The organism is Formosa undariae (genome assembly GCF_042427615.1).
Classification (GTDB): domain Bacteria; phylum Bacteroidota; class Bacteroidia; order Flavobacteriales; family Flavobacteriaceae; genus Formosa; species Formosa undariae.
Genome location: NZ_JBHMEZ010000012.1, coordinates 595,735 through 619,284 on the forward strand (window position 1 = coordinate 595,735; position 23,550 = coordinate 619,284).

The following is a 23,550-nucleotide window of genomic DNA, read 5'->3' on the forward strand; positions in this document are numbered from 1 at the left end:
CAATAAATGTCAAACTCATTAATGAAAAATACACGAATCATCCTAATAGTATTTTTAGTATTAGGTTGTAAAAACGAAAACAAATCCACTACAAATTTCATTAAAGAGACACCAAACATTCTATTTATAATAGCAGACGATATGGGAAAAGAGGCCTTGACAGGATTTACTGAAGGCCACATAAAACCACACACCACATATAGATGCGATTAGAGAATCTGGATTAAACTTCAGTCGCTTTTGGACTTATCCAACATGTTCGCCAACCCGAGCATCCATGTTAACAGGAAAATATGGATACCTTACCGATGTGAGGTGGGCCAATCAAAAACTTAATGAAAACGAAGTTTTACTACAGAATTACATTAGCAAAAATACTAATGATACGTATGCCACTGCAGTGGTTGGTAAATGGCACATATCGGGTTACGACACGACTATAAACCCAGAATCATTTGGAATTGATTATTATGCAGGCATATTTACTGGTTCTGTTAAAGATTACTACAATTGGCCATTATTAGAAAATGGTGAGAGTACAACATCTACGGAATATACTACTGAAAAACTCACAGATTTAGCGACAAATTGGATTCAGGAGCAAGACAAACCTTGGTTTATGTGGCTTGCCTATAATGCGCCACACACTCCGTTTCACGTACCTCCTGCCGACATGCATGGCCAAGGTAATTTACCACCTTATACAAAAGGTGCAGATCCCATGCCCTACTTTATGGCATCTATTGAAGCCATGGATTTTCAAATAGGAAAACTTTTAAATTCACTTTCAGAACGTGAAAGACAGCACACCCTTATCATTTGTATTGGCGACAATGGTACAGAACCCGCAGTTACACAAGCAACATACACCGAAAATCAAGTTAAAAGAAGTCTTTACCAAGGCGGTATAAATATGCCTTTATATATTTCGGGTAAAGGCGTAACCAGAACCGGAACCGATAACAACCTAATTACGAGCACAGATATATTTGCCACTATTGCTGATATCGCAGGTATAAATGTTAAAGAAATAAACGATAGTAAAAGCTTTAAATCGCTTTTAACTGAAAAAGATAGCATTAGAATGTATCAATATTCTGAAATGAAAAATGATAAAAAAGATGCTTGGACCATTAGTAATGGTACTTACAAATTGATTGTTTTTGGAAATGAAAATGAAGAAATGTTCAATTTAAGGACAGACCCTTACGAAAAAAACAACCTCTTAAAATCAGCTCTAGGCAATACAGATAAACAGGCGAAATTAGAATTAGAAGCTGAGTTAAAAAAAATAAGAAATTTAGGATAATAACTATTTTCAGTGATTACTTAATATAAAAGCTTGTAACGATTACACACAACTTTAAGTCTCAACGTTTTACACGAACGACACTACTCATAAATATCATTACACTTTTTCCTTTCAAACATGCTAAAAGTGGAGTAAAAAACGTAATTAATTTATACAATGCACTGAAATTACATTTATCTTTAGATTATAAAACACGAATTACACCTGTTCAACCAACTGATTAAAAGTTATTTGTAACCACAGACAGAGTTCGAGACGAGACCACCATAAAAATCTTTAAAGATGAAAAACAACTTACTATTAATTTTAGCAATTATTCTTTTCTCTTGTAATGAAAACGAGAAAAAAAGCGAAGAAAACGCGGCTTCCGTTTATTATGGAGGAGACATTATCACTATGGCAAGTGATTCTCCTATTTATGTAGATGCTTTAGTTGTTAGAGATGGCAAAATAGAATTTGCTGGTGAGTCAAGTAAAGCGATGGAGATTGCTGGTAAGGGACATAAAATGATTAACCTAAACGGCAAAACTTTATTGCCAGGTTTTATCGATGGGCATGCACATTTTGGAAGCTTTTCGGCCCAAGCGATTGGTGCCCAAATATTACCATCTCCGGATGCCGAAGCAGACAATATTCCTAAATTAATTGAGATTTTAAAAGCTTGGGATACACCTGAAAACAGAGCGCTTACAGGTTGGATATTTGGAATGGGCTTCGATGACTCTGTTCTTGCTGAAAAACGTTTTCCTACTAAGGAAGATCTAGACCAAGTGAGCACAGAAACACCTATCATGATTATTCATATTTCTGGTCATTTTGCCTCCTTAAACACTAAAGCACTTGAACTATTAGACATAACAGCAGAGACGAAAAACCCAGAGGGCGGTATTATTAGGAGAATGCCAAACTCTAAAGAACCTAATGGTGTTTTAGAAGAATTAGCAGCCATTCCGTTATATGCTAAAGCCTTAAGCCCTGTAACAAAAGAAGCACTAATGTTGTTTATGACCGCAGGGCAAGAGATGGCCTTATCTTATGGTTATACCACTGCTCAAGAAGGACGTGCTATGGAACAACACGAGTTATTAGCTGAATTTGCAGAAAATGATTTTTTCAAACTAGACGTGGTGTCTTATATGGATTATATGTTTACCAAACCTTTAGAATCTAAATGGTACTCCAAAGACTACAACAAGCATTATCGCATTGGCGGTATGAAAATCACTTTAGACGGTTCTCCGCAAGGACGAACAGCGTGGAGAACCATACCTTATTTATTGCCGCCTGCTGGTGCAGATAAAGATTACTTGGGATATCCTGCATTTACAAATGATGAAGAAGTTACGGCTATTTACGAGAAGGCCTTTGCAAATAATTACCAAATTTTAACGCATGCTAATGGCGATGCTGCTATGGATCAGATGCTACGAACCATGAAGCCTTTAGCTGAAAAATATGGGAATAATGATCGTAGAAATGTCTTAATTCATGGGCAATATGTTAGAGACGATCAATTGGATGCTTTTAAAGAATTAGATGTTATTACGTCGTTGTTTCCGCTACATACCTTTTATTGGGGCGATTGGCATAAAGAAATTATAGGAGACTCACTAGGAAATAGAATCAGTCCTGTAAGAACTGCACTTAATAAAGGCCTTAACATCACGATTCATACAGATGCACCGGTAGCATTGCCCAACTTAATGCGTGTGGTTTGGACTGCTGTACAACGCACATCGCGATCTGGACAAGTTATTGGAGAAGAGGAACGATTAACACCTTTTGAAGCTTTAAAGGCGATTACCATTTGGTCGGCCTATCAGCATTTTGAAGAAAATAACAAGGGAACTTTAGAAGCAGGAAAATTAGCCGATTTGGTGATTTTAGATAAAAATCCGTTGAAAGTTGCTCCAGATACCATAAAAGAGATTCAAGTAGTTGAAACCATTAAAGAAGGACACACCGTTTTTGAAAGATAACGGTTAACCATATTGAATGTAAAGATGTGGTTGTTTCAATTATTCAAATCTTTTCTACTCTCAAATGTAAAAAAACAACAGGTTTGGCATATCAATCATTGCCCTAAATATGTACTTCATTTCTAAAAAACGTATATCCAGATGTAAAGTATTAAATATACGGACGTGCATTTTTTTCACTAATAAGTTAAAAGCGTACTAAAAAATGCTGTTAATTTATACAACGAAATACCATAACTTTTATCTTTAGCTAATAAAATACCAAATTAGAGAAATCAATTATTAGCCTAAAAGCAATTTCAACGCATAGCAATATTTTAGGACAAGACTGCTGAAAAAAAAATGCCACAACACGAACAGATAAAATACGATTATATCATTGCAGGTTCAGGCTGTGCGGGTTTAAGTTTATTATACCGCATTTTAAAAGAACCCACTTTAAATAAAAAAAACATTTTAGTCCTTGACAGCGTTAAAAAGGATTCAAACGACAAAACATGGTGTTATTGGGAAACTGAAAACGGACTTTTTGATAGTATAGTCACTCATGCATGGAAAACGCTAGAATTCCGAACTTCCGAATTTACGCAACGGTTAAATTTAGAGCACTATAGTTACAAAATGATCAAAGGTCTTGATTTTTACAACCATGTTTTATCATGTGCTAAAACATTTAAAAATGTAACCTTCAAGTTTGAGACTATAGAAGACATCCTATCGGAACAGAATAATGCAATCGTAAAAACTGAAAATGCTAACTATTCAGCGGACTATATTTTTAATTCTACAAATTTGTTCAACCCCACAATAAACACAGAGAACGCACTTTTACAGCATTTTGAAGGTTGGGTTATTAAGACAGATAAGCCAACTTTTAATGATAGTGTTGGCACTTTAATGGATTTTAGATTAAATCAAGATCACGGTGACACCTTTATGTACGTCCTACCAACTAGTGCTAATGAAGCACTTATTGAATACACCCTTTTTAGTGAAAAAATATTAGATAAAGCACAGTACAAGATCGCATTAGAACAGTATATAAAAGACGATTTAAAAATTGAAGAATACGAAATAGTGCATAAAGAATTCGGAGTAATACCCATGTCTTTAGCAAAATTTTCGAGACGCCCCAAATCTGAAGAACGCATCATTAACATTGGGACAGCTGGCGGATTCACAAAAGCAAGTAGCGGTTATACGTTTCAGTTTATTCAAAAAAATACAAAACAAATCACCAAAAATTTACTACACGGTAAATATCCGAATCCAAAAATGACCTTTCGGGAAAAAATGTTTCAGTGGTACGACCGCACAGTCTTAGAAGTGATAATTTCTAAAAGAATGACAGGAAAAGATATATTCTCGATAATGTTTAAAAATCTGCCTCCAGAAGACATATTAAAATTTCTTGGCAATGAGAGTAAACTTATAGACGATATTAAGATTATGAATAGTTTACCAAAAACACCTTTTCTAATCGCTGGAATTAAACGTTTGCTATAAACTAAACCGCAAGATAGTCTTCTTATTTTTTATCATTTTACAAATTATTATCTTTTTAAAACTAAAACACACTCAAAATAAACCACTTACACCTTTTTGTTTTTCTTCTTATGAAAGCACACTTATAAATGCTTTTAAAGATTCACTTTTCTATTGAACTACAAGGTTTATTTTTTCTAGATTTACATCTTAATTTTTAACTATATAAAATAAGCTTATCACTTTTTTATAAGCTTATTTATAAAACAATTAACTGAAATATTATAAAATGAAAAAAATTAGTCAGATTCTATTAACCCTGTTTGTATTTACTTTAATCTTGAGTTGTGATAGTAGTGATAACGGAGAGAATGAATTCACAGAAACGCCAGAAGACACAACCATAAACGCAAAATGGGTAGTGAGTAACTCCAGTGCTTATGAGTCTTTTGAATTTAATGAAAGTGGAAATTATATTATATTAAAATCTTCGGAAGCCGATAGAACGACCGAAGAACCAAACATCCTTTTTGGAACGTATAGTCTAGTTGACGATGAGACTGTTGTGCTTTCAGATTTCGGGACGTTATTCATATCTGATATCGATAACAGTTCGATAAATTTCTCTATTGCTTTAACTAGTAATCCTGAAAATTTAATTCAGATTGAAGCAGCTAAACAAACAGAGATTGAAAAATCGACAAACACCGATTTACTTTGTCAAACATGGCAATTGGTCAGTTTTAATGGAAATGATGTTATTGGAACCTCTGAAGAATTAACCGTTTTATTCTCTAGAGCAGGCACCTATTTTGTAACCAACACTAGTCCTTTAAGTGATAATAGTGGTGGTTTAGCAATTTGGTCTTGGAATAATAGTGCACAAACACAAATTTATTATAATTGGGACCAAGGAGATAACACAGATGGTCTTGCATATATTACAGAATTAACGTCCAACTCACTCGTAATAGATGAAGATGGAGAGATTTCTGTTTTAAAACCGCTTTCTAATACAGAAACAACGATAGTAAAACCAGAAGATCTAGTTTCTAAAGACATCCTAAAAAAAGGATTTTTAAAAAGATAAATACAAAATCTGTTACGTAAAAAAACCTCAAGAGAGCGGCAAACCGTTTCTTGAGGTTTTTTATTAAAAGTCCGTTAGTATAAAGACTTAATCTTTGTGTTGTTTTTAAACTTATATTTTACTCCTAAATTTAAATAAAAACTATTCGAGGAATCAAAATCATAAACCTCATTATTACTATAATCCTGAATTTCCATACTGTTATACATAGAATATCCGCCGTTAAGGCTTGCTTGGAAAGTCTTGAAAAAACTAAAATTATATCCCAAACCAACGATATAACTCGTTTGTCGTAACGTACCACTATAATCTTCTTTATAGACTTCTACCTCATCGTTAATATTCCCTGTAAATCCCGTTAGAGTTGCAAAGCCTTCAAAATTATGATGCTCTGATATGGACCATTTCACTCGTGCATCTGGAAAGCCAATTTTATAAGCCCAAGCGTCGTTTATTCTTTTAGTATATGAAATTACCGGTATTGGATAATATAAGCCATACTTAATATCGTAAGCCGCTCCAAACGTCCACATGGCGTTTTTGCTCTCATTATATTTTTCTAAAGTGGCCATGGCATTAAAGAAAATATCTTCCGATTTTATTTCTTTCTCACTAAAATTTGATGAGACTTGAGATTCTCCCATTACCTGTAAAGACCAACTATCGCTTAAACGACGTTGGTATCCTAATTTAAAACTAAAAGCATTAAAGTCTTCAATTTCATCTGTTTCAAAAGGAACATCTTTATCCACATACATATAGCTTGTTTTTTGGAATTTCCCTCCTATGGTCAGCTTTTCTTTACTTGTATTTATTATTGGAAAATCAATTCCAGCTTCTAGTTTAGTAACATCACTAACATCTGTACCTGGAAATAATTCTGCGTTTAAATACACAGCGTCTACATCTTGAGCATACCCAACTTTAGCCGCAATTAACACCAATAGAATCCATAGATTTTTCATAAAATAATTTACTTTAATAATAATTTTAAGAACAGATTCATCCATTCTACAGGCAAAAATCCATAAAATTTAAAGTAAAATAAAAACTATTAGACAAGAATGAATAGTGTCTAGAACAACAGAGGTATTTTATCTACCAAACAAAATAGCACCTCTTAGGACTTGCTATGTCTATTAACGCAGATATTTAGATTCCCTTTTCAGATTGAATATGAGAACAGAAACAAGATCAATTCTTTACGCGAACGCTCCACTCAAATTTAAACGAAGACACTTCTACACCGTCTTCGTTTACACCAACGGACGTCATCCAAAATGTTTGTCCTTCGCCCGTAGCAATGGTTTTATCTATGGCCTCCTGAATAACATGACCATCGTGACAAGTAAACACTATTTTTCCAGTTGCTTTTTTGGTAAAACTTGATTGATTACCTAAGACTAACATGGAAATTTTTTTTCCGCTTTCGGCTATTTTCAACATAACTAATGCGCCTGTCGATAATTCTGCCGCCATCCCCTGCACTGCCCAGAACATAGATTTAAATGGATTTTGATTAATCCACCTGTGTCGTACCTTAACCACACATGTATCCTTATTTAAAACTTTAGTACGCACCCCACACAAATAAGCAGATGGAAGTTTAAAGATTAAAAAGCTATTTATTTTGGAAGGTGTAAGTGTCATACGTTTGATTGTTTTAGTAAAAATATCGAAAATAATCCACATCTCAATTTGTTAATATTATGTTAAATTACACTACTGTGTTTTGCATAATACCTTTTTAAAAACATATATTTGCATAGACAACTATTATATACTTTTAAAATGCCAAACACAAGCCAACGAAATATTGCCGCTTTTTTACATTTATCTACTTTCTGTGGATTTATTTTTCCTTTCGGAAACCTTATAGCGCCTATTATATTATGGACTATGACTAAAGACAAATCGATGTTTATTGATAAACACGGTAAAGAAGTTATTAACTTTCAAATCAGTATATTCTTGTACACGGTCATTTTAGGAATAATTACCATACCGTTTTTCTTTTATAACTTATTTAGTGGTTTCGAATTTATCGATTTCCATATGGTAGAAAGTTTTCAATTTAGTTTTAATGAAATCTTTTCTTTAGTTTTTTTAGGCAGTGTTTTAATCGGACTTGCCATTATTGCTTTTGTAATTGAACTTACTTTAATCCTTTTAGCGAGTTTAAAAGCCAAAGAAGGTAAAGAATTTCAATATCCATTAACCATACATTTCATCAAATAAATCATCAACAATCAATCAAAAAATGAACAGTTTAAATTTAAAACGCACTAAAACATGACTCAAAAAATATCGCATACAAGTAGTCAATCTAAGTATCTAACAAACACCTTTAAATATACAAACAGATGAAAATAGAAAACACAAAAGCTCAAATGCGCAAAGGTGTTTTGGAATATTGCATCTTATCTGTATTGAAAGATGATGATGCTTATGTTGCAGAAATTCTACAGACTTTAAAAGACGCGAAGATGTTAGTTGTAGAAGGCACCATTTACCCGCTGCTAACACGGCTTAAAAACGCAGGACTTCTTAGCTACCGTTGGGAAGAATCGACTTCCGGACCACCACGTAAATATTACGGATTAACAGAAACCGGAAAGCTTTTTCTTAGTGAATTAAACACCACTTGGAGTGAACTACAAAACGCAGTAAACCTAGTAACCAGCCAAAAAAATAACACCAATGAATAAGACAGTCAACATAAATTTAGCCGGTACATTTTTTCATATCGATGAAGATGCTTACCTAAAATTACAACGCTATCTTGAAGCTATAAAACGCTCGTTTACAGATTCTCAAGGCCGTTCTGAAATTCTTGCAGATATTGAAGCGCGTATTGCCGAACTGTTTCATGAACGCGTAACTCACGATAAACAAGTTATAAGCTCTAAAGAGGTCGAAGACGTGATTTCAATTATGGGGCAACCTGAAGATTACCTTGTGGATGACGAAATTTTTGAAGATGAGCCACAACCTCAGACTCGTTTTAAGCCAAACAAAAAATTATATAGAGACACAAGCAACTCGTATATTGGAGGTGTCGCGTCAGGATTATCTCACTATTTAGGGATCGATGCTGTTTGGGTACGACTAATATGGGTACTTTTTACATTTGTATCCTTTGGAGCTTTTATTAGCATCTACATTCTATTTTGGATTTTAGTTCCAGAAGCTACAACTACAGCCGAAAAGCTAACCATGACAGGCGAACCTGTTAACATTAGCAACATCGAAAAAAAAATAAAAAAAGGTTTTGAAGATGTTTCAGACACCGTTAAAAGTGTAGATTATGAGAAATATGGCAGTAAAGTAAAATCTACATCTAAGTCTTTTTTTGATACCATCGGAGATATTATTATGTTTATTCTAAGGTTATTTGCCAAGTTTATAGGTATTATATTAATCATTTTTGGAGCCGTTACTATTTTAGGATTACTAATTAGCTTGATATCTTTAGGGACCTCTTCATTTTTTCATCCCTGGTGGATGGATTATCCAGATGCATTAAACACAACGGGGTTACCTATTTGGTTAGGTTCATTATTGGTATTTTTCGCTATTGGGATTCCATTATTTTTTCTACTATATTTAGGATTGAAAATTCTGATTAACAACCTGAATTCTATTGGTAAAGTGGCAAAATTCACACTTTTAGGTGTTTGGTTAATTTCAATAATAGGAGTGATTATGTTTGGAGTCAAACAAGCTTCAAACCAAGCGTTGCATACTGCAGTTACTCAGGAAAATACTTTACCTATACATAAACAAGATACATTGCGTATTAAAATGGTAACTAATACCAAGTTTAATCGTTCTAATAGAAAAAGTACTGATTTTCAAATTGTATATAATGATAATGATGAAAAAGTAATCTTCACAAGAGATATTAGTATTATGGTACGATCTACTAAAGATAGTATCGGATCCATTCATATAGAAAAGATATCTAAAGGTCAAGATTATTTAGATGCAGAAACGCGTGCAGAAAATATTTTCTACAGCTACGATTTAGCAAATAAGGAGTTATCACTAAACAGCTATTTGTTAACGGATTTTGAAAATAAATACAGAGAACAAAAGGTGAAAATTATATTATTTATCCCTGAAGGCACCCATGCCGATTTTAATAGAAATACACTTACCTTTTTTAATCATTATAGCCCGCCTTATAATATTATGAAATATGGTAAAACAAATCATATTATGAAAGTATTGCATGATGATCTTGAGTGTACAGATTGCTTTAATGATCGCGATAAGAATGATGATGATGATGATGACAAAGTGATTGACTTAAATATTAATAATGAAAATGGCTCTTTAAAAATAAACAGTCAGGGTGTTAAGATTAAGAATGATAATGTAGACATCCAGATTGGCAGCGAAGGCGTAAAAGCAAAAAGCAACGATGTTAATGTAGATATCGGTGAAGACGGCATCAATATAACATCAGACTAGTATACTCAGAAATCATTATAACATCAATCAAAAACAACCAACCACCATGGAAACCTTAATCACGTTTATCACCACAGTAATACTTGATATTTTTTGTTAAACATCAAGTTAAAAAACAAAACACCCGAACTTAAATAAGTTCGGGTGTTTTTATAATACATCATTTTAAATATGCTTCTATTTAAACATCTTTAGACGCTAAATAACGTTCTGCATCCAAGGCAGCCATACAACCTGTTCCAGCAGCTGTAATAGCTTGTCTGTATACGTGGTCGGCAGCATCTCCTGAGACAAATACACCATCGATATTTGTTTTAGAACTTCCTGGAGTATTAATAATATACCCCGTTTCATCTAATTTCAAAAAGTCTTTAAAAATGTCGGTATTTGGTTTATGACCAATAGCTACAAAAAATCCTGTTGCAGGCACTTCTGTAAGTGTATTTGTTTGGTTATTTTTAACCATAACCCCAGTTACCACTTGTCCGTCTCCTAAAACTTCTTCTGTTTCAGAATTAAAAAGGATCTCTATATTTTCTGTGTTTTTAACACGATTAGCCATAATTTTAGACGCTCTAAACTCGTCACGTCTTACTAACATCGTTACTTTTTTACATAACTTAGATAAATAATGTGCTTCTTCGCAGGCAGAATCTCCAGCTCCAACAAGAACAACTTCTTGATTTCTGTAGAAGAATCCGTCACAAACAGCACAAGCCGACACACCACCTCCTAATTGAAGGTATTTTTGTTCTGAAGGTAAACCTAAATATTTAGCAGAAGCTCCTGTAGAGATAATAACTGTTTCTGCATGAATTTCTTGAGTTTCGTTAACCCAAATTTTATGCACCTCTTCAGAGAAATCTACTTTAGTTACCCAACCATCACGGATATCTGTACCAAAACGTTTTGCTTGTTCTTGTAATTGAATCATCATATCTGGACCTGTAATTCCTTCAGGGTATCCAGGAAAATTTTCTACTTCGTTAGTTGTAGTTAATTGACCACCAGGTTGCATTCCTTGGTATAACACAGGAGACATATTAGCTCTGGCAGCATAAATAGCTGCAGTATATCCTGCAGGACCAGACCCCACTATAAGGCACTTTACTTTCTCAATAGTTTCAGACATAATTTCTTATCTTTTTATATGGACAAAAGTAGAATTTTTGAAGCAATCCTTACAGTTTAAGTTATTAAAAGTTATTATAAAATAATAGATTCTCTTGATAGTTGTAAGAATATAACAGACAAGAAAGCCTAATAGCGAAGTGTTATCCTTACGCTATTAGGCTTTTGTAAATATATTGTATCGTATTTTTAGACCATAAAATGAAGGCTTATTTACTTAAACATTTTTTTCATAAGGACTAAAGATCCAATTTTACCTGTGTACTCCACTACTGTTTGCACCCAGTTCAAAGGTCTTAAGTCGTTTTGTATATCTCCTTTTAAAGCTTTAAATTCTTCTGTAGCAATTTGGCGTTCTAAATCTAAACGCTTCAGCTCCGTCTTAATTTCTTTAAAATTTTTAAAATCCGTTTTCATAAATTAATCAAAGAATAAATCTGACATGGTTTCTATAAATTTCTGATCTATACGATGTCTGAACAAATAGACAAGAATGGCTAGGCATAAAAATAATCCTCCTATAATTAAAGCGCCTAATGCATAATTTTCTAACCAATATCCAATGGCTATAGCTGCAGAAATTGCTAAGAAAATGAAAGCAATAAATAAAAAAGAACCTATCAGCAACATTTTACCAAAAAGGCTCATCCCTCCAGTTAATTGCTGAAATATTTTCAACTTTAAATACTGGTGAGAAGTATCTACATACCGCTCACCAATATCTTTAGCTTTATTTGAAGTCTCATTTAAGGATTCAAAAACACTCATACATTATGATTTTTGAAATTTCTTATTCTGCTCTTTTAAATGTGCTAATTTTTTTTCAAGACTTGAAATAACATCATCTGCTTTATGACTAGCATCTGTAACAATAGATTCTATTTGCTCGTCTAAAGTCCCTCTAGAAGCCATAGAGCTATTAACCTTACTTCTTATATCTTGAGCACTACTACTCATTTTCTCTTTTAAATCCTTAGCTTCGCTATTCATTTTATCACGAGTAGCCAAAGCTTCATCAGCCAAACGCTTTCTCGTTTTACTTCCTTGGTCTGGAGCATAAAGAATTCCAAATAATGCACCTATAGCTGTTCCTGCTAAAAGACCTAATACGGTATTTCCACTTTTACTCATAATATTGTTTTTTAATGGTTTAAACTACTATTTAATTTCTACTGAATCTCTATCAAATCTACAAAATATTAAGATCTTTATAGTATTCTCTTGTACAATTTTAAGTTAAACTATATATATTTAACTTAAAAAATTATTTCTATTTTTTTTTGATGTTTGTGCCCCGAAATCACACTAAGGACACTCCAAAACTAGCACTATTTACCACAGCTAATTAACAGTATCGCATATTTTTTTAACGTTAATAAGCAGAGGTATCCAAAGTACGTTTTCTTATTCCCTTATTATAAAAACTGATGTATATTAGAAATGATTGCATCCGTAAAAAGAATGGCATTGCTCATTTAAATCCATAGATCGCATAAAAAAAGCCCTGCAATGCAAGGCTTTTTTCTACAATCTAAATCGTGAAAATTTTAATTATGAGGTCATTAAAATCGCTTCATCTACTTTAGCTCTAAGTGCTTTTAATCTATTTAATTCAATTTCTAAACCTTCGTAAATGGTATTTTTAGTTGTCTCAAAAGATGCTTTAGTCTCTTCTAACAAATTTTCGTAATACTTCACACCTTCTTTTAAGTTTTCAATAAAAGTTATAAAGTATTTTTCTTCTCTCTTATTAGTTATAGCGGGAGAGTCGTTAAACTTTTCAGTAATATAATCTACATAAATCGAAAGCTCTTTAACAAAAATGTTTGGGCGATGTGCTGAAACAACACTCTTAATTTCTCCATAAATGTGAGCCGTCATTTCTTTTAGACTCATTACTTTAGAAAAATAAGCCATGTTCGGACCTGGGCAAACAGAAACACCTTTACCTTCTGTTTTTGTATCCAAATTATACTTTAACAAAGCAGATGTGCCTAAGCCTACACATGCACATGACTTTACCGTAATTTTATTTAATGCTTTATTATATAAAGATTCGTCTAATCCTTGTTCATCTAATTGCTTAATCTTTAAATGCTGATATTGTCTAGAGGCAGTACACAAACCTTCTTCAGAAAATTCTTTATCTAAAGCGATAAACTTTTTTGGGCACGCACTTCCTGGTCTATTTTTATCAATGTTTCTACTCTTTTCTATGTCTTTAGTATTTCCTTTCAAACTATTAAAAGGCACACCTAATGGTGAAATATCACTTAAATACAGATCGTCTTCCTTGGCTTTCACCAACTGATCTAGAGTCTCATTATCTACAGTAGTCGCTTCGGGAACTAATAAAAATGGTGTTCCCCAACCTATAGAATCTAAATTGTATTTACTTAATAAAAATTCATGTTCTTCGGCTGTTCCTACACCACCTTGCGCGGTAATTTTAACAGGTAAAGGCATTTCTGGAACACAATACGATTTTGCAGTTAAAGCTTTGGTAAGTAATTCATGAAGCTCGTTTATTAGGACTTGCCTATTTATTGTAAACTCATTTAATATGGGCCCCATTAGTAATCCGTTTGTTGCAAATGCGTGTCCACCACAGTTTAGTCCAGATTCAATTCTAAATTCTGAAATCCAAATTCCTTTTTTCGCTAAGATCTTACCTTGAATTAAAGCGGATCTGTAATCGCTTACTTTTAGAATGATTTTCTTTTTAATGTAACCTGTAGCATCTGGATAAAAATCTTTAAAGTTTTCTATATAACTAAATAGATGCGGATTCATTCCTGCCGATAAAATTAAAGACGAGCTTAAATTAGAATTTGCATAGCCTCTTAAAGCCGCATGTGCATCGTTATACTCTACTGGTAATTTAACTTTATCCTTATAGTTGTCTTTATCGACTTTAGTCATGATATTAACATCTATACTACCTTTAACTAGATTATCTGATAAGAATTTCTTGGCTTTATCTAAATTAATCGTTCCAGAAATAGCGTTTACAAACTGCGCTTTCATTTCTGAAGTGCTAGGTAGCAAATTCAAATAATGCTTTAACTCTTCTGTACACGACTTATTAAGGTCTTTAAGTTGATTGAATTTCTCTTCGGTAACCTCATGTATCATATCTAAATAAGACGTAATACGTTTTGCTCTATAGTCTGGTTCTGAGTTATCTATTTCGTTATAAGGCAAATCAAACATCTTACAGTACATTTTACGTAGCTTTTCAAGTAAAATATCATCTACTAAAGATATGGCGGAATCAATTCCTAAATGAGACACCTTAAGTGGCGTATCTGCGGTAAACCCAATTCCCATAACGGGGATGTGAAAGGAATGTAATTTTTTCATTTTAATTGTTTTTAGTTACTCTTTTCTAGGCAAAAAGATTGACAAAAGTCTGATATTTTTTTTGCATAAATCATGACATTTATCATATTTAAAAACAACTACACAACTATTAATTTATTGATAATTAATCAAATACACTCATTTACAACCTAAAAAAGACACCCTTTACAGACTGTCTTTTGTTATATATTTTCCTTTTAAAATGTAATTTCGCAAACCAAAACCGTATTTATTTAACCACGTTTAGATTAGTGTTAATAATACATTTGGCATGCCATAGTCGCTATATTAAAACTTAAATTTCCGCTAATAATTCGATGTAAATGCATCCATAATTTTAGTGACTATTAACGCATCTTCTGCTGCACACGGATTTTCTCCTTTTCCTAAAAAATAATTATTAACAGCAGAAATCATTGGCTGTTGCACATGTTTCGGATTTGTAAATTTATAAATATGCTCCTCCCCTTTTTTAATACAAGTCACAACCTCTCCAAAAAAGGAAAAGATTATCCTGCCTTCGGTGCCATAAATTACACATTCGTCTTTTTGGTCGGCTTCTGCGACATTAAAACTCCAAATACCACGACACTGAATTCCATTTTTAAAATCGATTATACCATTAACAATCTCGTCGGCTTCTTTTTTATTTTTACTAATTGAAAATCCTTTAGCGCTGTTATATTCTCCAAAATACAGACACATTAAATCCAATTGATGAGGCGCTAAATCATGAAATAATCCGCCACCAGATACTTTAGGATTCAAACGCCAAGGCTTATCTGACTTAGCTATTAAATGAGATTTTCGTGCTTGCAATATCTGAATATCGGCAAAAAGCACCTCTCCTATTTCGTTATTATTTAACAGCTCTCGCACTTTCATAAATGCAGGTAAATGACGTCTGTAATGAGCCACAGTTAATTTAGTTTTAGCCCCGTTTAGAGCCGTTTTAATCTGTTCTGCCTCATCTGCGTTTAAAGCCATTGGTTTTTCTAAATACACGTGTTTTCCAGCCTTAATAGCATCTAAAGTATATTGTAAATGAGATGCAGGAGGTGTCGCAATATAAACAGCGTCTATTTCAGGATCTTCCAATATAGAAGACGCATTATTGTACCAATGTTTAATCGTATGGCGCTTAGCGAAATCTTCAGCTTTAGATAGATCTCTTCGCATTACAGATTTTAATTCCGATTGTTCTAATTTATAAAAGGCTGGTCCACTTTTAACTTCAGCGACATCTCCACAACCAATAATTCCCCAAATAATCTTATCCATATTAAACGCTTTACTTGTTTTACATCTATTGCATTTCAAATTTAATACTTTCAAATCAAACCACACACAACCAAAATTAAAGGAGAAGCCAGCGTTACGAAATGAAAAAAAACAAAAAACCGTGCTTATTGTAGAGCACGGTTTTTTTACTAAAATCAATAATTAAACATATATTAAGCGATAAAAATTATAGTCGGTACTGCTGTATAAATTCAATGGTAAAATGTGATTAAAATCAATTATTAAAATGATTTAAACACATTTCAACTTACTGTACTTGTTTCTGAAAAAGTTTACTAAATACAAGAAATAGCACCCCACATAATATCCATGCTGGAAAGGTTACAAAAGATAAGAATACATCGAATTGCACAGATATAAAATAGAATAATCCAAAACTTATCGCCCAAGCCCAAAACACAGATTTATTAAATGAAAGCTTAGCTGATTCTGCATAATTCTTAATGATACCTGCTTTTTTATGAAAGAAATGTTCGAACACTATAACAGCTCCAAATGGTGCTAAAATAAATCCGTAAAGCGCTACAAAATCTAAAAGTTTCATTGCAAATGCGGGAAATAAACCTGCAATTGTTGCTAACGATCCTGCCAGAATAGTCACTTTAGCCGTAGATAATTTTGGTAAAATTGCTTGAAAAGCCAATCCAGCTCTGTAAATAGTTGGGTTTGCAGTTGTCCAACCCGCTAAGACTACAGCAATAATTCCAAACACACCAATAGCATTATGTGCCATAGGTCCTGGCGCAACTGGTGGTGCTTCTCCAAGACTTAAGAACGCTTGTGCTTCTGGCGATTTTAAATATACTGCATATAATAATGCTGCTGCAATCCACGCCATATAATGACCAACATACATCCCTGCAGCGGTAACCCAGCCTACGCGTGCGCGTTTTGCAAAACGGAATACAGATAAATCAGACATTCCAACATGCATTGCTCCATTAGCAAACCATGACCAGATTACAACATGCCAAAATGTAAATTTAATCTGACCAGGAAATGGATCACTACCTTCTCCCCAAATGTTCCAAAAATCTGAAAAACTAGTAACACCCAACTGACTTAAAGCCACGATTCCACAAGCTAAAAAAGCCAATACAATAAATGGAGACATCCAATCTGCTGCTTTACTCACAGTCTCATATCCACGAGCCGCAATAATAGATATCACTGCTCCGATAAGAACCACAATAATAATCCACGTCGCCCCATTAGGCATCGTATCTGTTAACTTAGGCATAGGCATATCGAAAGGGATTCCGACCGCCGTTGCAGAAACCGTTATCATGGCTCCTGCTAAAAAGCAAAAGAGAATACCGTTCGCTAAATTATAACCTGTCACTAACTTCTTACCACAAATTTTTTCTAACTGAAAATATAACGTCAACCTGTTTTTTACAGCTATTTCTGCAGTTAAAAACCGCCAGCTTAAAACGGCTAATAAGTTTCCGATTAATAAACCAACTATTAAATCGAACGCGCTTACACCTGCCGTTAAAAACAGTGGTCCAATCATAAATTCTGTTCCAGCTGCATGTTCGCCAGCATACATGCCAATAAAACATTTCCAACTTTTAAGTTTCGATTGTGGGACAGGCTCTCTTTCAAATTCGCCGCCAGAAGACTCCGCAATAGCGTCTTCGTTAATACTGTATTGTGTCATTATTTTAGTTAGTTTGTTTGTTTACTCTTGTGTGTTTTCAGGTATTTTGAACGACTATAAATTCGGTTATAATTTATTCTTAGTCATCCAATGCTATTAATTAATACTACCGCACGTTAAGCCAATATTTAGATTACGCTCTTGTGCTTTTCTTATAAAATCTACTCTTGAAGTACACTAGACTTCAAAAGCGATTTTATTATTTTATGCTAAAAACTTTTTTCTTAAGTCTTCAACTTGTTCATCATTTATTGGTACCATTTTCCCAAGCGAACTTCCCAACACTATAGATTTTGCACTAAATTCGGCAACCTCTAAATAATCGAAAGTTTCAAGTAATTTATCTCCTGTAATAATTACAGAATCATTTTCTATAATCATTGCCGTTGTACACGCTTTAACCAAATCAGAATTATCGTTTCCTTTAAAATGATCGCCGTACTTTATGGTTCTTATATCTTGTAAAAAGATCCAACTCTCCGGGATAGTACGCACATTTAAATAGGTACTAGTAATACCAAACGCCATTAAATATGGAGACTGCGTTGTGATAATAGAATTGATTTTAGGATTATTTTTATAAATTTCTTGATGAATCCATGACGCACGACTAGGATTTTTCCCTGATTCGCGCTTACCATCTTTTATCTGAACAATATCATCAAGATCTAAATCCCAGCGGTTAATTCCTGTAGGTGTAATTAAAAAATCATTGCCTTTCCAACGGGCAGATACCGTTCCGTAAGAACTAATCATTAAGCCTTGCTGGCAAGAGCGCTCTACAATCTTTTTGATTTCCAATCGTTTTTCAACCTCATCGGAAGCATATGCAACAACCTCTTGTTCTGGCAACACAGCAGTGGCCTGAGCTTCGAATGCATCAATTTGAGTATCTGTTAAATAATTAGGAGTTCCTATTTGTGATCCATATAAAATAGTGCTTGCGCAAAACTCTAAAGCTTCAAAACGCTCGAAAGCATCTGTTAAATCACTTCCGCCTAAAACAGTTCCGTGATTCTCCATGATTATTGCTTTGTATCCTTTTTTAAATTCTTCACCAATAACACCGCCTAACATTTCACTTCCTGGCAGTTCGTATTCTGCATAACCAATTGGTCCGCAAACATGTTTTGCCTGAGAAATAACATTTGTATTCGGAATTTGTCGAACAATACTAAAAGCCACCAATGCAGGTGGATGCGCATGAATTACAGATTTTATATCTGGTCTAGACTCATAAATTGCTTTGTGAAAAGGAAATTCTGAAGACGGTTTATGTTTTCCGATAATGGTACCGTCTTTCTGTACACATATTATATCCGACGCAATTAAAGTCCCTTTATCTACTGCAGAAGGCGTTACCCAGATATCGCCATTCTCGTCCATAATGGATATATTTCCACCAGAAGTGGTTGTCATTCCTCGTTTGTAAATCCGACTTAAAATTGTGGTTATTTGATCGCGAGGATGAATTAATTTGATTTTCTTGTTCATTTTTTTTAATATTTAACCTATTATAAAAGGGGTATGCTTTTTTAAGGCATAATTTTTTTTGAGAAATTTTGAATTTAATTTACTGTCTGAAATGGATATTGCAGAACCTAAAGCCGATCCCATTGATGCATTTGTGGTTCTTAACTTTTTACCCTTAAAGTGATGTGCCAGCAACTTAATATACACCTCGTTATCGGTAAAACCACCATCTACATAAATACGAGTTACATCGTCGGTCCCAATTGCTTTATTTATACTTTTTACCTGTAAAAGAACGAGCTCCATCATTAATTGATGGTATGCTTTTTCATAGGTATCGTAAACGATTTCTGTTTTATCAGGCATCGTTTCGTCTATTATACTTCCCCATCTAAACCGATGTTTAAAGTCTTTGTTTAGTTCTATATACGTATCGTAATCAAACTTTACAGCACGGTGAAAATTATCATCCACTTCAAAAAAAGCATCTAATTTTTCGACTTGTAATTTATATTCATTTCCTAAGAAAAGTCGTGTGGCCTTAACTGGTTTTCCGTTAATTCGCATGTAATTTATTACATCTGTTCCATCGGATTCTTTTGTGATAGGATGCTCTGTAAACGGATTAAAAACAATGCTCCATGTTCCTGTAGACACTAAAACAAATTTTTTGTTGATGCTTCTCACATAAGGCAACAGCGCCGAAGAACTGTCATGAATCCCTACTCCAATTTTAATACGCTTCCCATTGTAATTCATATTTAAACTGGTTTCAGTCGATACAATTGGAGGTAATATTTTGTGTAGTTCTTCCTTATAAACCCACTCGTGATAATCTTTTTCTTGATAGTTCCAAAGCCCTGTATGACAGCCAATACTGGTGTATTCGCTTAAAGGGATACCTGTAAAAATGTAACTTAGATATTGAGGTAAATGCAATGCATATTTTATTTTTTTAAAAACCTCTGGTTGCTTCTTTTTTAGCCAATACAACTGTAATCCAGAATTAAGCATACTTAAATCTGTACAACCTGTTGTTTTTAAAAATGCGTCTTTCGGACCATGAGTTTCAAAAAAAGAATCAATAATATCCTGATCTAATGGCTTTGTGTAATTATATAAAGGTGTTAACGGATTTCCATTCTCATCGATATGCACGAAACTCGCGCCATAAGTTGAAAAATTAATCGCTTTAATATTAAATTCTTCAGCTTCTAAAATGCGATTAAATAACGATTTTAACCAATTTTGAAGTGCTTCTAGATTTTCTGTCGGATGACCATCTTCATCTTCTATTTCGTCAAAACGCGCATATTCTTTGTAGACTTCTTTAAAATCATCATTAAACAGAAAAAACTTCTTGTTGGTTTTTCCAATATCAAATACAGCTGTTACATTTTGTTTCATAACCATTATAATCCTGAAGCAATTGTGTGTTTCCCGCGTTCCTCTATCAAAGTTTGTCTAACATCTAATCCTCTATATAGTGCTAACGGATCTAAAGCACCACCAGATTGCAATCTAGCTTGTGCCAATAAAGGTCTTACATCTGTACGATATGCACGCTGTAAAATTTCTTGACATGCCACAACATCATGAACCGATTGTGCTTGTTTTAATGCAGATTGATCGACTAACAATGCTTTAGCATAGGCTTCTTGAATGGCTTCTAAAGATTGCATTAAGTCTTCTAACGGATCTTTAATATTATGACTCGCATCTATCATCCATGATAAATCTGGGTTTTGCGGATTGTTTTGCATACCATAAACCAATTCATTAAAAATCAAGAATAAAGCATAAGGTTTTACGCTTCCTACAGTAACATCGTCGTCACCATATTTACTATCATTAAAATGAAATCCGCCTAATTTACCTTTCAGCATTAAGGTTGAAACGATTTGTTCGATATTTGTATTTGGTAAATGATGCCCCAAATCTACAAGTGTATAAGCCTTGTCTCCACAAGCATTTGCGAGCATAAACGATGTTCCCCAATCTTGAATAACAGTACTATAAAAATTAGGTTCGTAAGGCTTGTATTCAATAAACATTTTCCAGTCGTCTGGAAGTGTTTTATATATAGATTTTAAACTATTTTCTGTATTTGAAAGTACGGTTTGAAAATTATTCTGACCAGGAAAATTAGCACCATCTGCCAACCAAACGGTTAAGCTTTTAGATCCTAATTTTTCACCAATTTTAATAACGTCTTGGTTATGCGCAATGGCTTGTGCTCTTATGGCTTCATCGGTATTACATAAAGATCCGAATTTATAACTCTCCTTGGCATTAGCCTGATCTTGAAAAGTATTAGAATTCACCGCATCGAACTTTAAATTTAAAGATTTCGCTTGCTCTTTAATGGCATTATAATCTTCTGGCACATCCCAAGGAATATGTAAAGAGATCGCTCCTGCAGTTTGTGTAAGCGCATGTAAAAGTCCAACATCGTCTAACTTCTGCGTTAAATTTGAAGGCTCTCCAAAATAAGAAAATCGTCCGAAGCGTGTTCCTCCAGCACCTAAAGCCCAACTCGGAATAGCGACTTGAAATTTAGCTAGAGCATCGACTACATTTAGCGTATTTATATTTTTTTTATCTAAAGTATCACCTAAAAAATCAAATTGATTTTGATGTTCTTTTATAGATTTTTCGTTGAATTCTGAAATGTGAGATTCGTATAATTTCATGTCATTTAATTTTTTTCAAAAAAAACCTTTCATTAATATATTTCAACTCATGAAAGGCTTTAAAACAATTCTAAAAAACAAATTAATTAATAAGTATGGCAATATAATTCCTGATATTACAAAAGCGCTTACCATTTTTCTGTAACCATAAAAAAACTCTAGACGTTTTATTTATCAAGAAATTTAATAAAACGTGGCAATAGCAATTTACAAGCATTATATTTTCATGTATAAAAATAATGGATAAGAATATTATATCTATCCTGTACTGTGCGGTATTTGTAAATACATGTTAATCTAGATAAGTAGGCGACCTAATTTTATATTAATCCTTTTATTAATCTTTATATTGCATTAAAATAAAAGGATCGAGATTTATATGATGCTAGATTACATTAAAATTGATGAGCACTCCAGAAAACCAAAATACAAACAAATAGTAGATGCTATTATTGATAATATTTCTAATGGGAATTTAAAAGTAGACGACAAAATCCCTTCTATTAATAAGTTTAGTGAGGAGTATTATTTATCTAGAGATACCGTTGAAAAGGCATATAGTGTATTAAAATCTCGTAAAATAATAACGTCTATACGCGGTAAAGGCTATTACATTACGAGAACCAAATTAATTTCGAAAATTAATATTCTATTCATAATTAATAAATTGAGCTCTTACAAACTGCGAATTCATAATTCGTTTGTAGAAAGTATGGGAGCGAACTCGCATACCGATTTATTTATATACCATTGCGACGAATCATTGTTCCTGAATTTAATAGATAAAAATATAGGTGCTTACGATTACTATATTATTATGCCCCATTTTAAAACCGACCATTTAAAGCATATTAGTATTACGGATAAAATTACACGCGCCATAAATCAAATTCCATCAGAGAAATTGATTATTATGGACAACAACAATAATCTAGTAAATATCGACGCTGATATTGAAGTGTATCAGGATTTTGAAAATGACATTTACAATGCCTTAGTAGAAGGTTACGATAAAATTAAAACCTACAAAACCATTTTTTTAATATATCCAGATAAATCGGTCTACCCTTATCCCAGACGTATTTTACACGGTTTTAAAAAATTCTGTGTCAATTACAACATGAATTTTGAAGTTATAGATGAACTTTATGAAGATATTATCCTGAAGGAAGGTGACCTTTTTATTACTATTGAAGAATCTGATTTAGTGAATTTAGTTAAAGGTATACGCGAATATAATTTTGAATTGGGAAAAAATATTGGTGTTATTTCATACAACGACACGCCTTTAAAAGAACTTTTGGGGATCACAGTAATTTCAACAGATTTTAAAGCCATGGGAGAAACGGCGTCTCAAATGATTTTGAATAAACAAAAAGGTAAAATTAAAAATAAATTTAATTTTATAGACAGGAATTCACTGTAACCCATTGCTATAAAAAGTGAAGTGTTATAGAACACCTTTACCATGTTATAAGTATATAAACCTAAAAAACGCTTTGCAGTTATTGCAAAGCGTTTTTTGTGTTTATAGGAGAATTTTGAATGCAGTATTAAATCAATACTTAATCACTTTATAAGT

Annotated in this window: 21 protein-coding genes; 9 read left to right on the forward strand and 12 right to left on the reverse strand. The window is 33.2% G+C overall.

The genetic code is table 11. The features are described 5' to 3' along the window. Positions 1–21 precede the first annotated feature (21 nt). From ACFFVB_RS13540 to ACFFVB_RS13560, 5 genes are all read left to right on the forward strand, one after another. Positions 22–213, forward strand: coding sequence for a hypothetical protein (locus ACFFVB_RS13540; RefSeq protein WP_382383538.1), 192 nt, complete (start codon positions 22–24; stop codon positions 211–213). Next, the gene (locus tag ACFFVB_RS13545; protein WP_382383878.1) at positions 209–1,309 is read left to right on the forward strand and encodes a sulfatase-like hydrolase/transferase; all 1,101 of its coding nucleotides are present in this window, start codon (positions 209–211) and stop codon (positions 1,307–1,309) included. Before ACFFVB_RS13540 ends, ACFFVB_RS13545 begins: the two co-directional genes overlap by 5 nt. 285 nt (positions 1,310–1,594) lie before the next feature. Next, positions 1,595–3,292: an amidohydrolase gene (locus ACFFVB_RS13550; RefSeq protein ID WP_382383539.1), complete on the forward strand. Its 1,698-nt coding sequence runs from the start codon at positions 1,595–1,597 to the stop codon at positions 3,290–3,292. A gap of 342 nt (positions 3,293–3,634) precedes the next feature. After that, the gene (locus ACFFVB_RS13555; protein ID WP_382383540.1) at positions 3,635–4,798 is read left to right on the forward strand and encodes a lycopene cyclase family protein; all 1,164 of its coding nucleotides are present in this window, start codon (positions 3,635–3,637) and stop codon (positions 4,796–4,798) included. A gap of 268 nt (positions 4,799–5,066) precedes the next feature. Continuing rightward, positions 5,067–5,867, forward strand: coding sequence for a hypothetical protein (locus ACFFVB_RS13560; protein ID WP_382383541.1), 801 nt, complete (start codon positions 5,067–5,069; stop codon positions 5,865–5,867). A 74-nt stretch (positions 5,868–5,941) separates the two neighbouring features. Here the strand turns inward: ACFFVB_RS13560 and ACFFVB_RS13565 are convergent, their stop codons facing one another. After that, entirely contained in the window at positions 5,942–6,832 is an 891-nt protein-coding gene (locus tag ACFFVB_RS13565; RefSeq protein ID WP_382383542.1) for a DUF6268 family outer membrane beta-barrel protein, read from the reverse strand. A gap of 229 nt (positions 6,833–7,061) precedes the next feature. Next, a complete protein-coding gene (locus ACFFVB_RS13570) occupies positions 7,062–7,517 on the reverse strand; it encodes a DUF4442 domain-containing protein (RefSeq protein ID WP_382383543.1) in 456 nt (151 codons plus the stop codon). A 141-nt stretch (positions 7,518–7,658) separates the two neighbouring features. Here ACFFVB_RS13570 and ACFFVB_RS13575 point away from each other — a divergent pair, with 141 nt between their 5' ends. From ACFFVB_RS13575 to ACFFVB_RS13585, 3 genes are all read left to right on the forward strand, one after another. Then, positions 7,659–8,105, forward strand: coding sequence for a DUF4870 domain-containing protein (locus ACFFVB_RS13575; protein WP_382383545.1), 447 nt, complete (start codon positions 7,659–7,661; stop codon positions 8,103–8,105). A gap of 125 nt (positions 8,106–8,230) precedes the next feature. Next, positions 8,231–8,575, forward strand: a complete 345-nt coding sequence (locus ACFFVB_RS13580) for a PadR family transcriptional regulator (protein WP_382383546.1) — start codon at positions 8,231–8,233, stop codon at positions 8,573–8,575. Then, positions 8,568–10,343, forward strand: a complete 1,776-nt coding sequence (locus ACFFVB_RS13585) for a PspC domain-containing protein (RefSeq protein WP_382383548.1) — start codon at positions 8,568–8,570, stop codon at positions 10,341–10,343. Before ACFFVB_RS13580 ends, ACFFVB_RS13585 begins: the two co-directional genes overlap by 8 nt. Before the next feature lie 181 nt (positions 10,344–10,524). Here the strand turns inward: ACFFVB_RS13585 and trxB are convergent, their stop codons facing one another. From trxB to ACFFVB_RS13635, 10 genes are all read right to left on the reverse strand, one after another. Continuing rightward, a complete protein-coding gene (gene trxB / locus ACFFVB_RS13590) occupies positions 10,525–11,475 on the reverse strand; it encodes a thioredoxin-disulfide reductase (RefSeq protein WP_382383550.1) in 951 nt (316 codons plus the stop codon). Between the two features lie 212 nt (positions 11,476–11,687). Then, positions 11,688–11,891: a hypothetical protein gene (locus tag ACFFVB_RS13595; RefSeq protein ID WP_382383552.1), complete on the reverse strand. Its 204-nt coding sequence runs from the start codon at positions 11,889–11,891 to the stop codon at positions 11,688–11,690. Between the two features lie 3 nt (positions 11,892–11,894). Beyond that, positions 11,895–12,242 (reverse strand): fatty acid desaturase family protein, encoded by a 348-nt coding sequence (locus ACFFVB_RS13600; protein ID WP_382383554.1) that lies wholly within the window; start codon positions 12,240–12,242, stop codon positions 11,895–11,897. 3 nt (positions 12,243–12,245) lie between these two features. Continuing rightward, on the reverse strand, positions 12,246–12,605 hold the full coding sequence (locus tag ACFFVB_RS13605; protein WP_382383555.1) for a YtxH domain-containing protein: 360 nt from the start codon (positions 12,603–12,605) through the stop codon (positions 12,246–12,248). A 420-nt stretch (positions 12,606–13,025) separates the two neighbouring features. Further along, on the reverse strand, positions 13,026–14,837 hold the full coding sequence (locus tag ACFFVB_RS13610; protein ID WP_382383557.1) for a hypothetical protein: 1,812 nt from the start codon (positions 14,835–14,837) through the stop codon (positions 13,026–13,028). A gap of 306 nt (positions 14,838–15,143) precedes the next feature. After that, positions 15,144–16,118: a Gfo/Idh/MocA family protein gene (locus tag ACFFVB_RS13615; protein ID WP_382383559.1), complete on the reverse strand. Its 975-nt coding sequence runs from the start codon at positions 16,116–16,118 to the stop codon at positions 15,144–15,146. 268 nt (positions 16,119–16,386) lie between these two features. Next, complete coding sequence (locus ACFFVB_RS13620; RefSeq protein WP_382383561.1) at positions 16,387–17,802, reverse strand: purine-cytosine permease family protein; 1,416 nt, start codon at positions 17,800–17,802, stop codon at positions 16,387–16,389. Positions 17,803–18,006: 204 nt separating this feature from the next. Continuing rightward, positions 18,007–19,296, reverse strand: a complete 1,290-nt coding sequence (locus ACFFVB_RS13625) for a class II aldolase/adducin family protein (RefSeq protein ID WP_382383562.1) — start codon at positions 19,294–19,296, stop codon at positions 18,007–18,009. A 12-nt stretch (positions 19,297–19,308) separates the two neighbouring features. Then, the gene (locus ACFFVB_RS13630; RefSeq protein ID WP_382383563.1) at positions 19,309–20,682 is read right to left on the reverse strand and encodes an FGGY-family carbohydrate kinase; all 1,374 of its coding nucleotides are present in this window, start codon (positions 20,680–20,682) and stop codon (positions 19,309–19,311) included. 5 nt (positions 20,683–20,687) lie between these two features. Further along, entirely contained in the window at positions 20,688–21,968 is a 1,281-nt protein-coding gene (locus ACFFVB_RS13635) for a sugar isomerase (RefSeq protein ID WP_382383565.1), read from the reverse strand. 382 nt (positions 21,969–22,350) lie between these two features. Here ACFFVB_RS13635 and ACFFVB_RS13640 point away from each other — a divergent pair, with 382 nt between their 5' ends. After that, positions 22,351–23,394, forward strand: coding sequence for a GntR family transcriptional regulator (locus ACFFVB_RS13640; protein WP_382383879.1), 1,044 nt, complete (start codon positions 22,351–22,353; stop codon positions 23,392–23,394). Positions 23,395–23,550 lie beyond the last annotated feature (156 nt).

What these genes read in the sequence shown, in the direction of transcription:
- ACFFVB_RS13595 (WP_382383552.1), bottom strand. Translation starts at nt 11,891, where the DNA reads ATGAAAACGGATTTTAAAAATTTTAAAGAAATTAAGACGGAGCTGAAG.
- trxB (WP_382383550.1), bottom strand. Translation starts at nt 11,475, where the DNA reads ATGTCTGAAACTATTGAGAAAGTAAAGTGCCTTATAGTGGGGTCTGGT.
- ACFFVB_RS13600 (WP_382383554.1), bottom strand. Translation starts at nt 12,242, where the DNA reads ATGAGTGTTTTTGAATCCTTAAATGAGACTTCAAATAAAGCTAAAGAT.
- ACFFVB_RS13620 (WP_382383561.1), bottom strand. Translation starts at nt 17,802, where the DNA reads ATGACACAATACAGTATTAACGAAGACGCTATTGCGGAGTCTTCTGGC.
- ACFFVB_RS13555 (WP_382383540.1), top strand. Translation starts at nt 3,635, where the DNA reads ATGCCACAACACGAACAGATAAAATACGATTATATCATTGCAGGTTCA.
- ACFFVB_RS13540 (WP_382383538.1), top strand. Translation starts at nt 22, where the DNA reads ATGAAAAATACACGAATCATCCTAATAGTATTTTTAGTATTAGGTTGT.
- ACFFVB_RS13635 (WP_382383565.1), bottom strand. Translation starts at nt 21,968, where the DNA reads ATGAAATTATACGAATCTCACATTTCAGAATTCAACGAAAAATCTATA.
- ACFFVB_RS13605 (WP_382383555.1), bottom strand. Translation starts at nt 12,605, where the DNA reads ATGAGTAAAAGTGGAAATACCGTATTAGGTCTTTTAGCAGGAACAGCT.
- ACFFVB_RS13615 (WP_382383559.1), bottom strand. Translation starts at nt 16,118, where the DNA reads ATGGATAAGATTATTTGGGGAATTATTGGTTGTGGAGATGTCGCTGAA.
- ACFFVB_RS13640 (WP_382383879.1), top strand. Translation starts at nt 22,351, where the DNA reads ATGCTAGATTACATTAAAATTGATGAGCACTCCAGAAAACCAAAATAC.
- ACFFVB_RS13560 (WP_382383541.1), top strand. Translation starts at nt 5,067, where the DNA reads ATGAAAAAAATTAGTCAGATTCTATTAACCCTGTTTGTATTTACTTTA.
- ACFFVB_RS13585 (WP_382383548.1), top strand. Translation starts at nt 8,568, where the DNA reads ATGAATAAGACAGTCAACATAAATTTAGCCGGTACATTTTTTCATATC.
- ACFFVB_RS13625 (WP_382383562.1), bottom strand. Translation starts at nt 19,296, where the DNA reads ATGAACAAGAAAATCAAATTAATTCATCCTCGCGATCAAATAACCACA.
- ACFFVB_RS13580 (WP_382383546.1), top strand. Translation starts at nt 8,231, where the DNA reads ATGAAAATAGAAAACACAAAAGCTCAAATGCGCAAAGGTGTTTTGGAA.
- ACFFVB_RS13610 (WP_382383557.1), bottom strand. Translation starts at nt 14,837, where the DNA reads ATGAAAAAATTACATTCCTTTCACATCCCCGTTATGGGAATTGGGTTT.
- ACFFVB_RS13630 (WP_382383563.1), bottom strand. Translation starts at nt 20,682, where the DNA reads ATGAAACAAAATGTAACAGCTGTATTTGATATTGGAAAAACCAACAAG.
- ACFFVB_RS13565 (WP_382383542.1), bottom strand. Translation starts at nt 6,832, where the DNA reads ATGAAAAATCTATGGATTCTATTGGTGTTAATTGCGGCTAAAGTTGGG.
- ACFFVB_RS13550 (WP_382383539.1), top strand. Translation starts at nt 1,595, where the DNA reads ATGAAAAACAACTTACTATTAATTTTAGCAATTATTCTTTTCTCTTGT.
- ACFFVB_RS13575 (WP_382383545.1), top strand. Translation starts at nt 7,659, where the DNA reads ATGCCAAACACAAGCCAACGAAATATTGCCGCTTTTTTACATTTATCT.
- ACFFVB_RS13570 (WP_382383543.1), bottom strand. Translation starts at nt 7,517, where the DNA reads ATGACACTTACACCTTCCAAAATAAATAGCTTTTTAATCTTTAAACTT.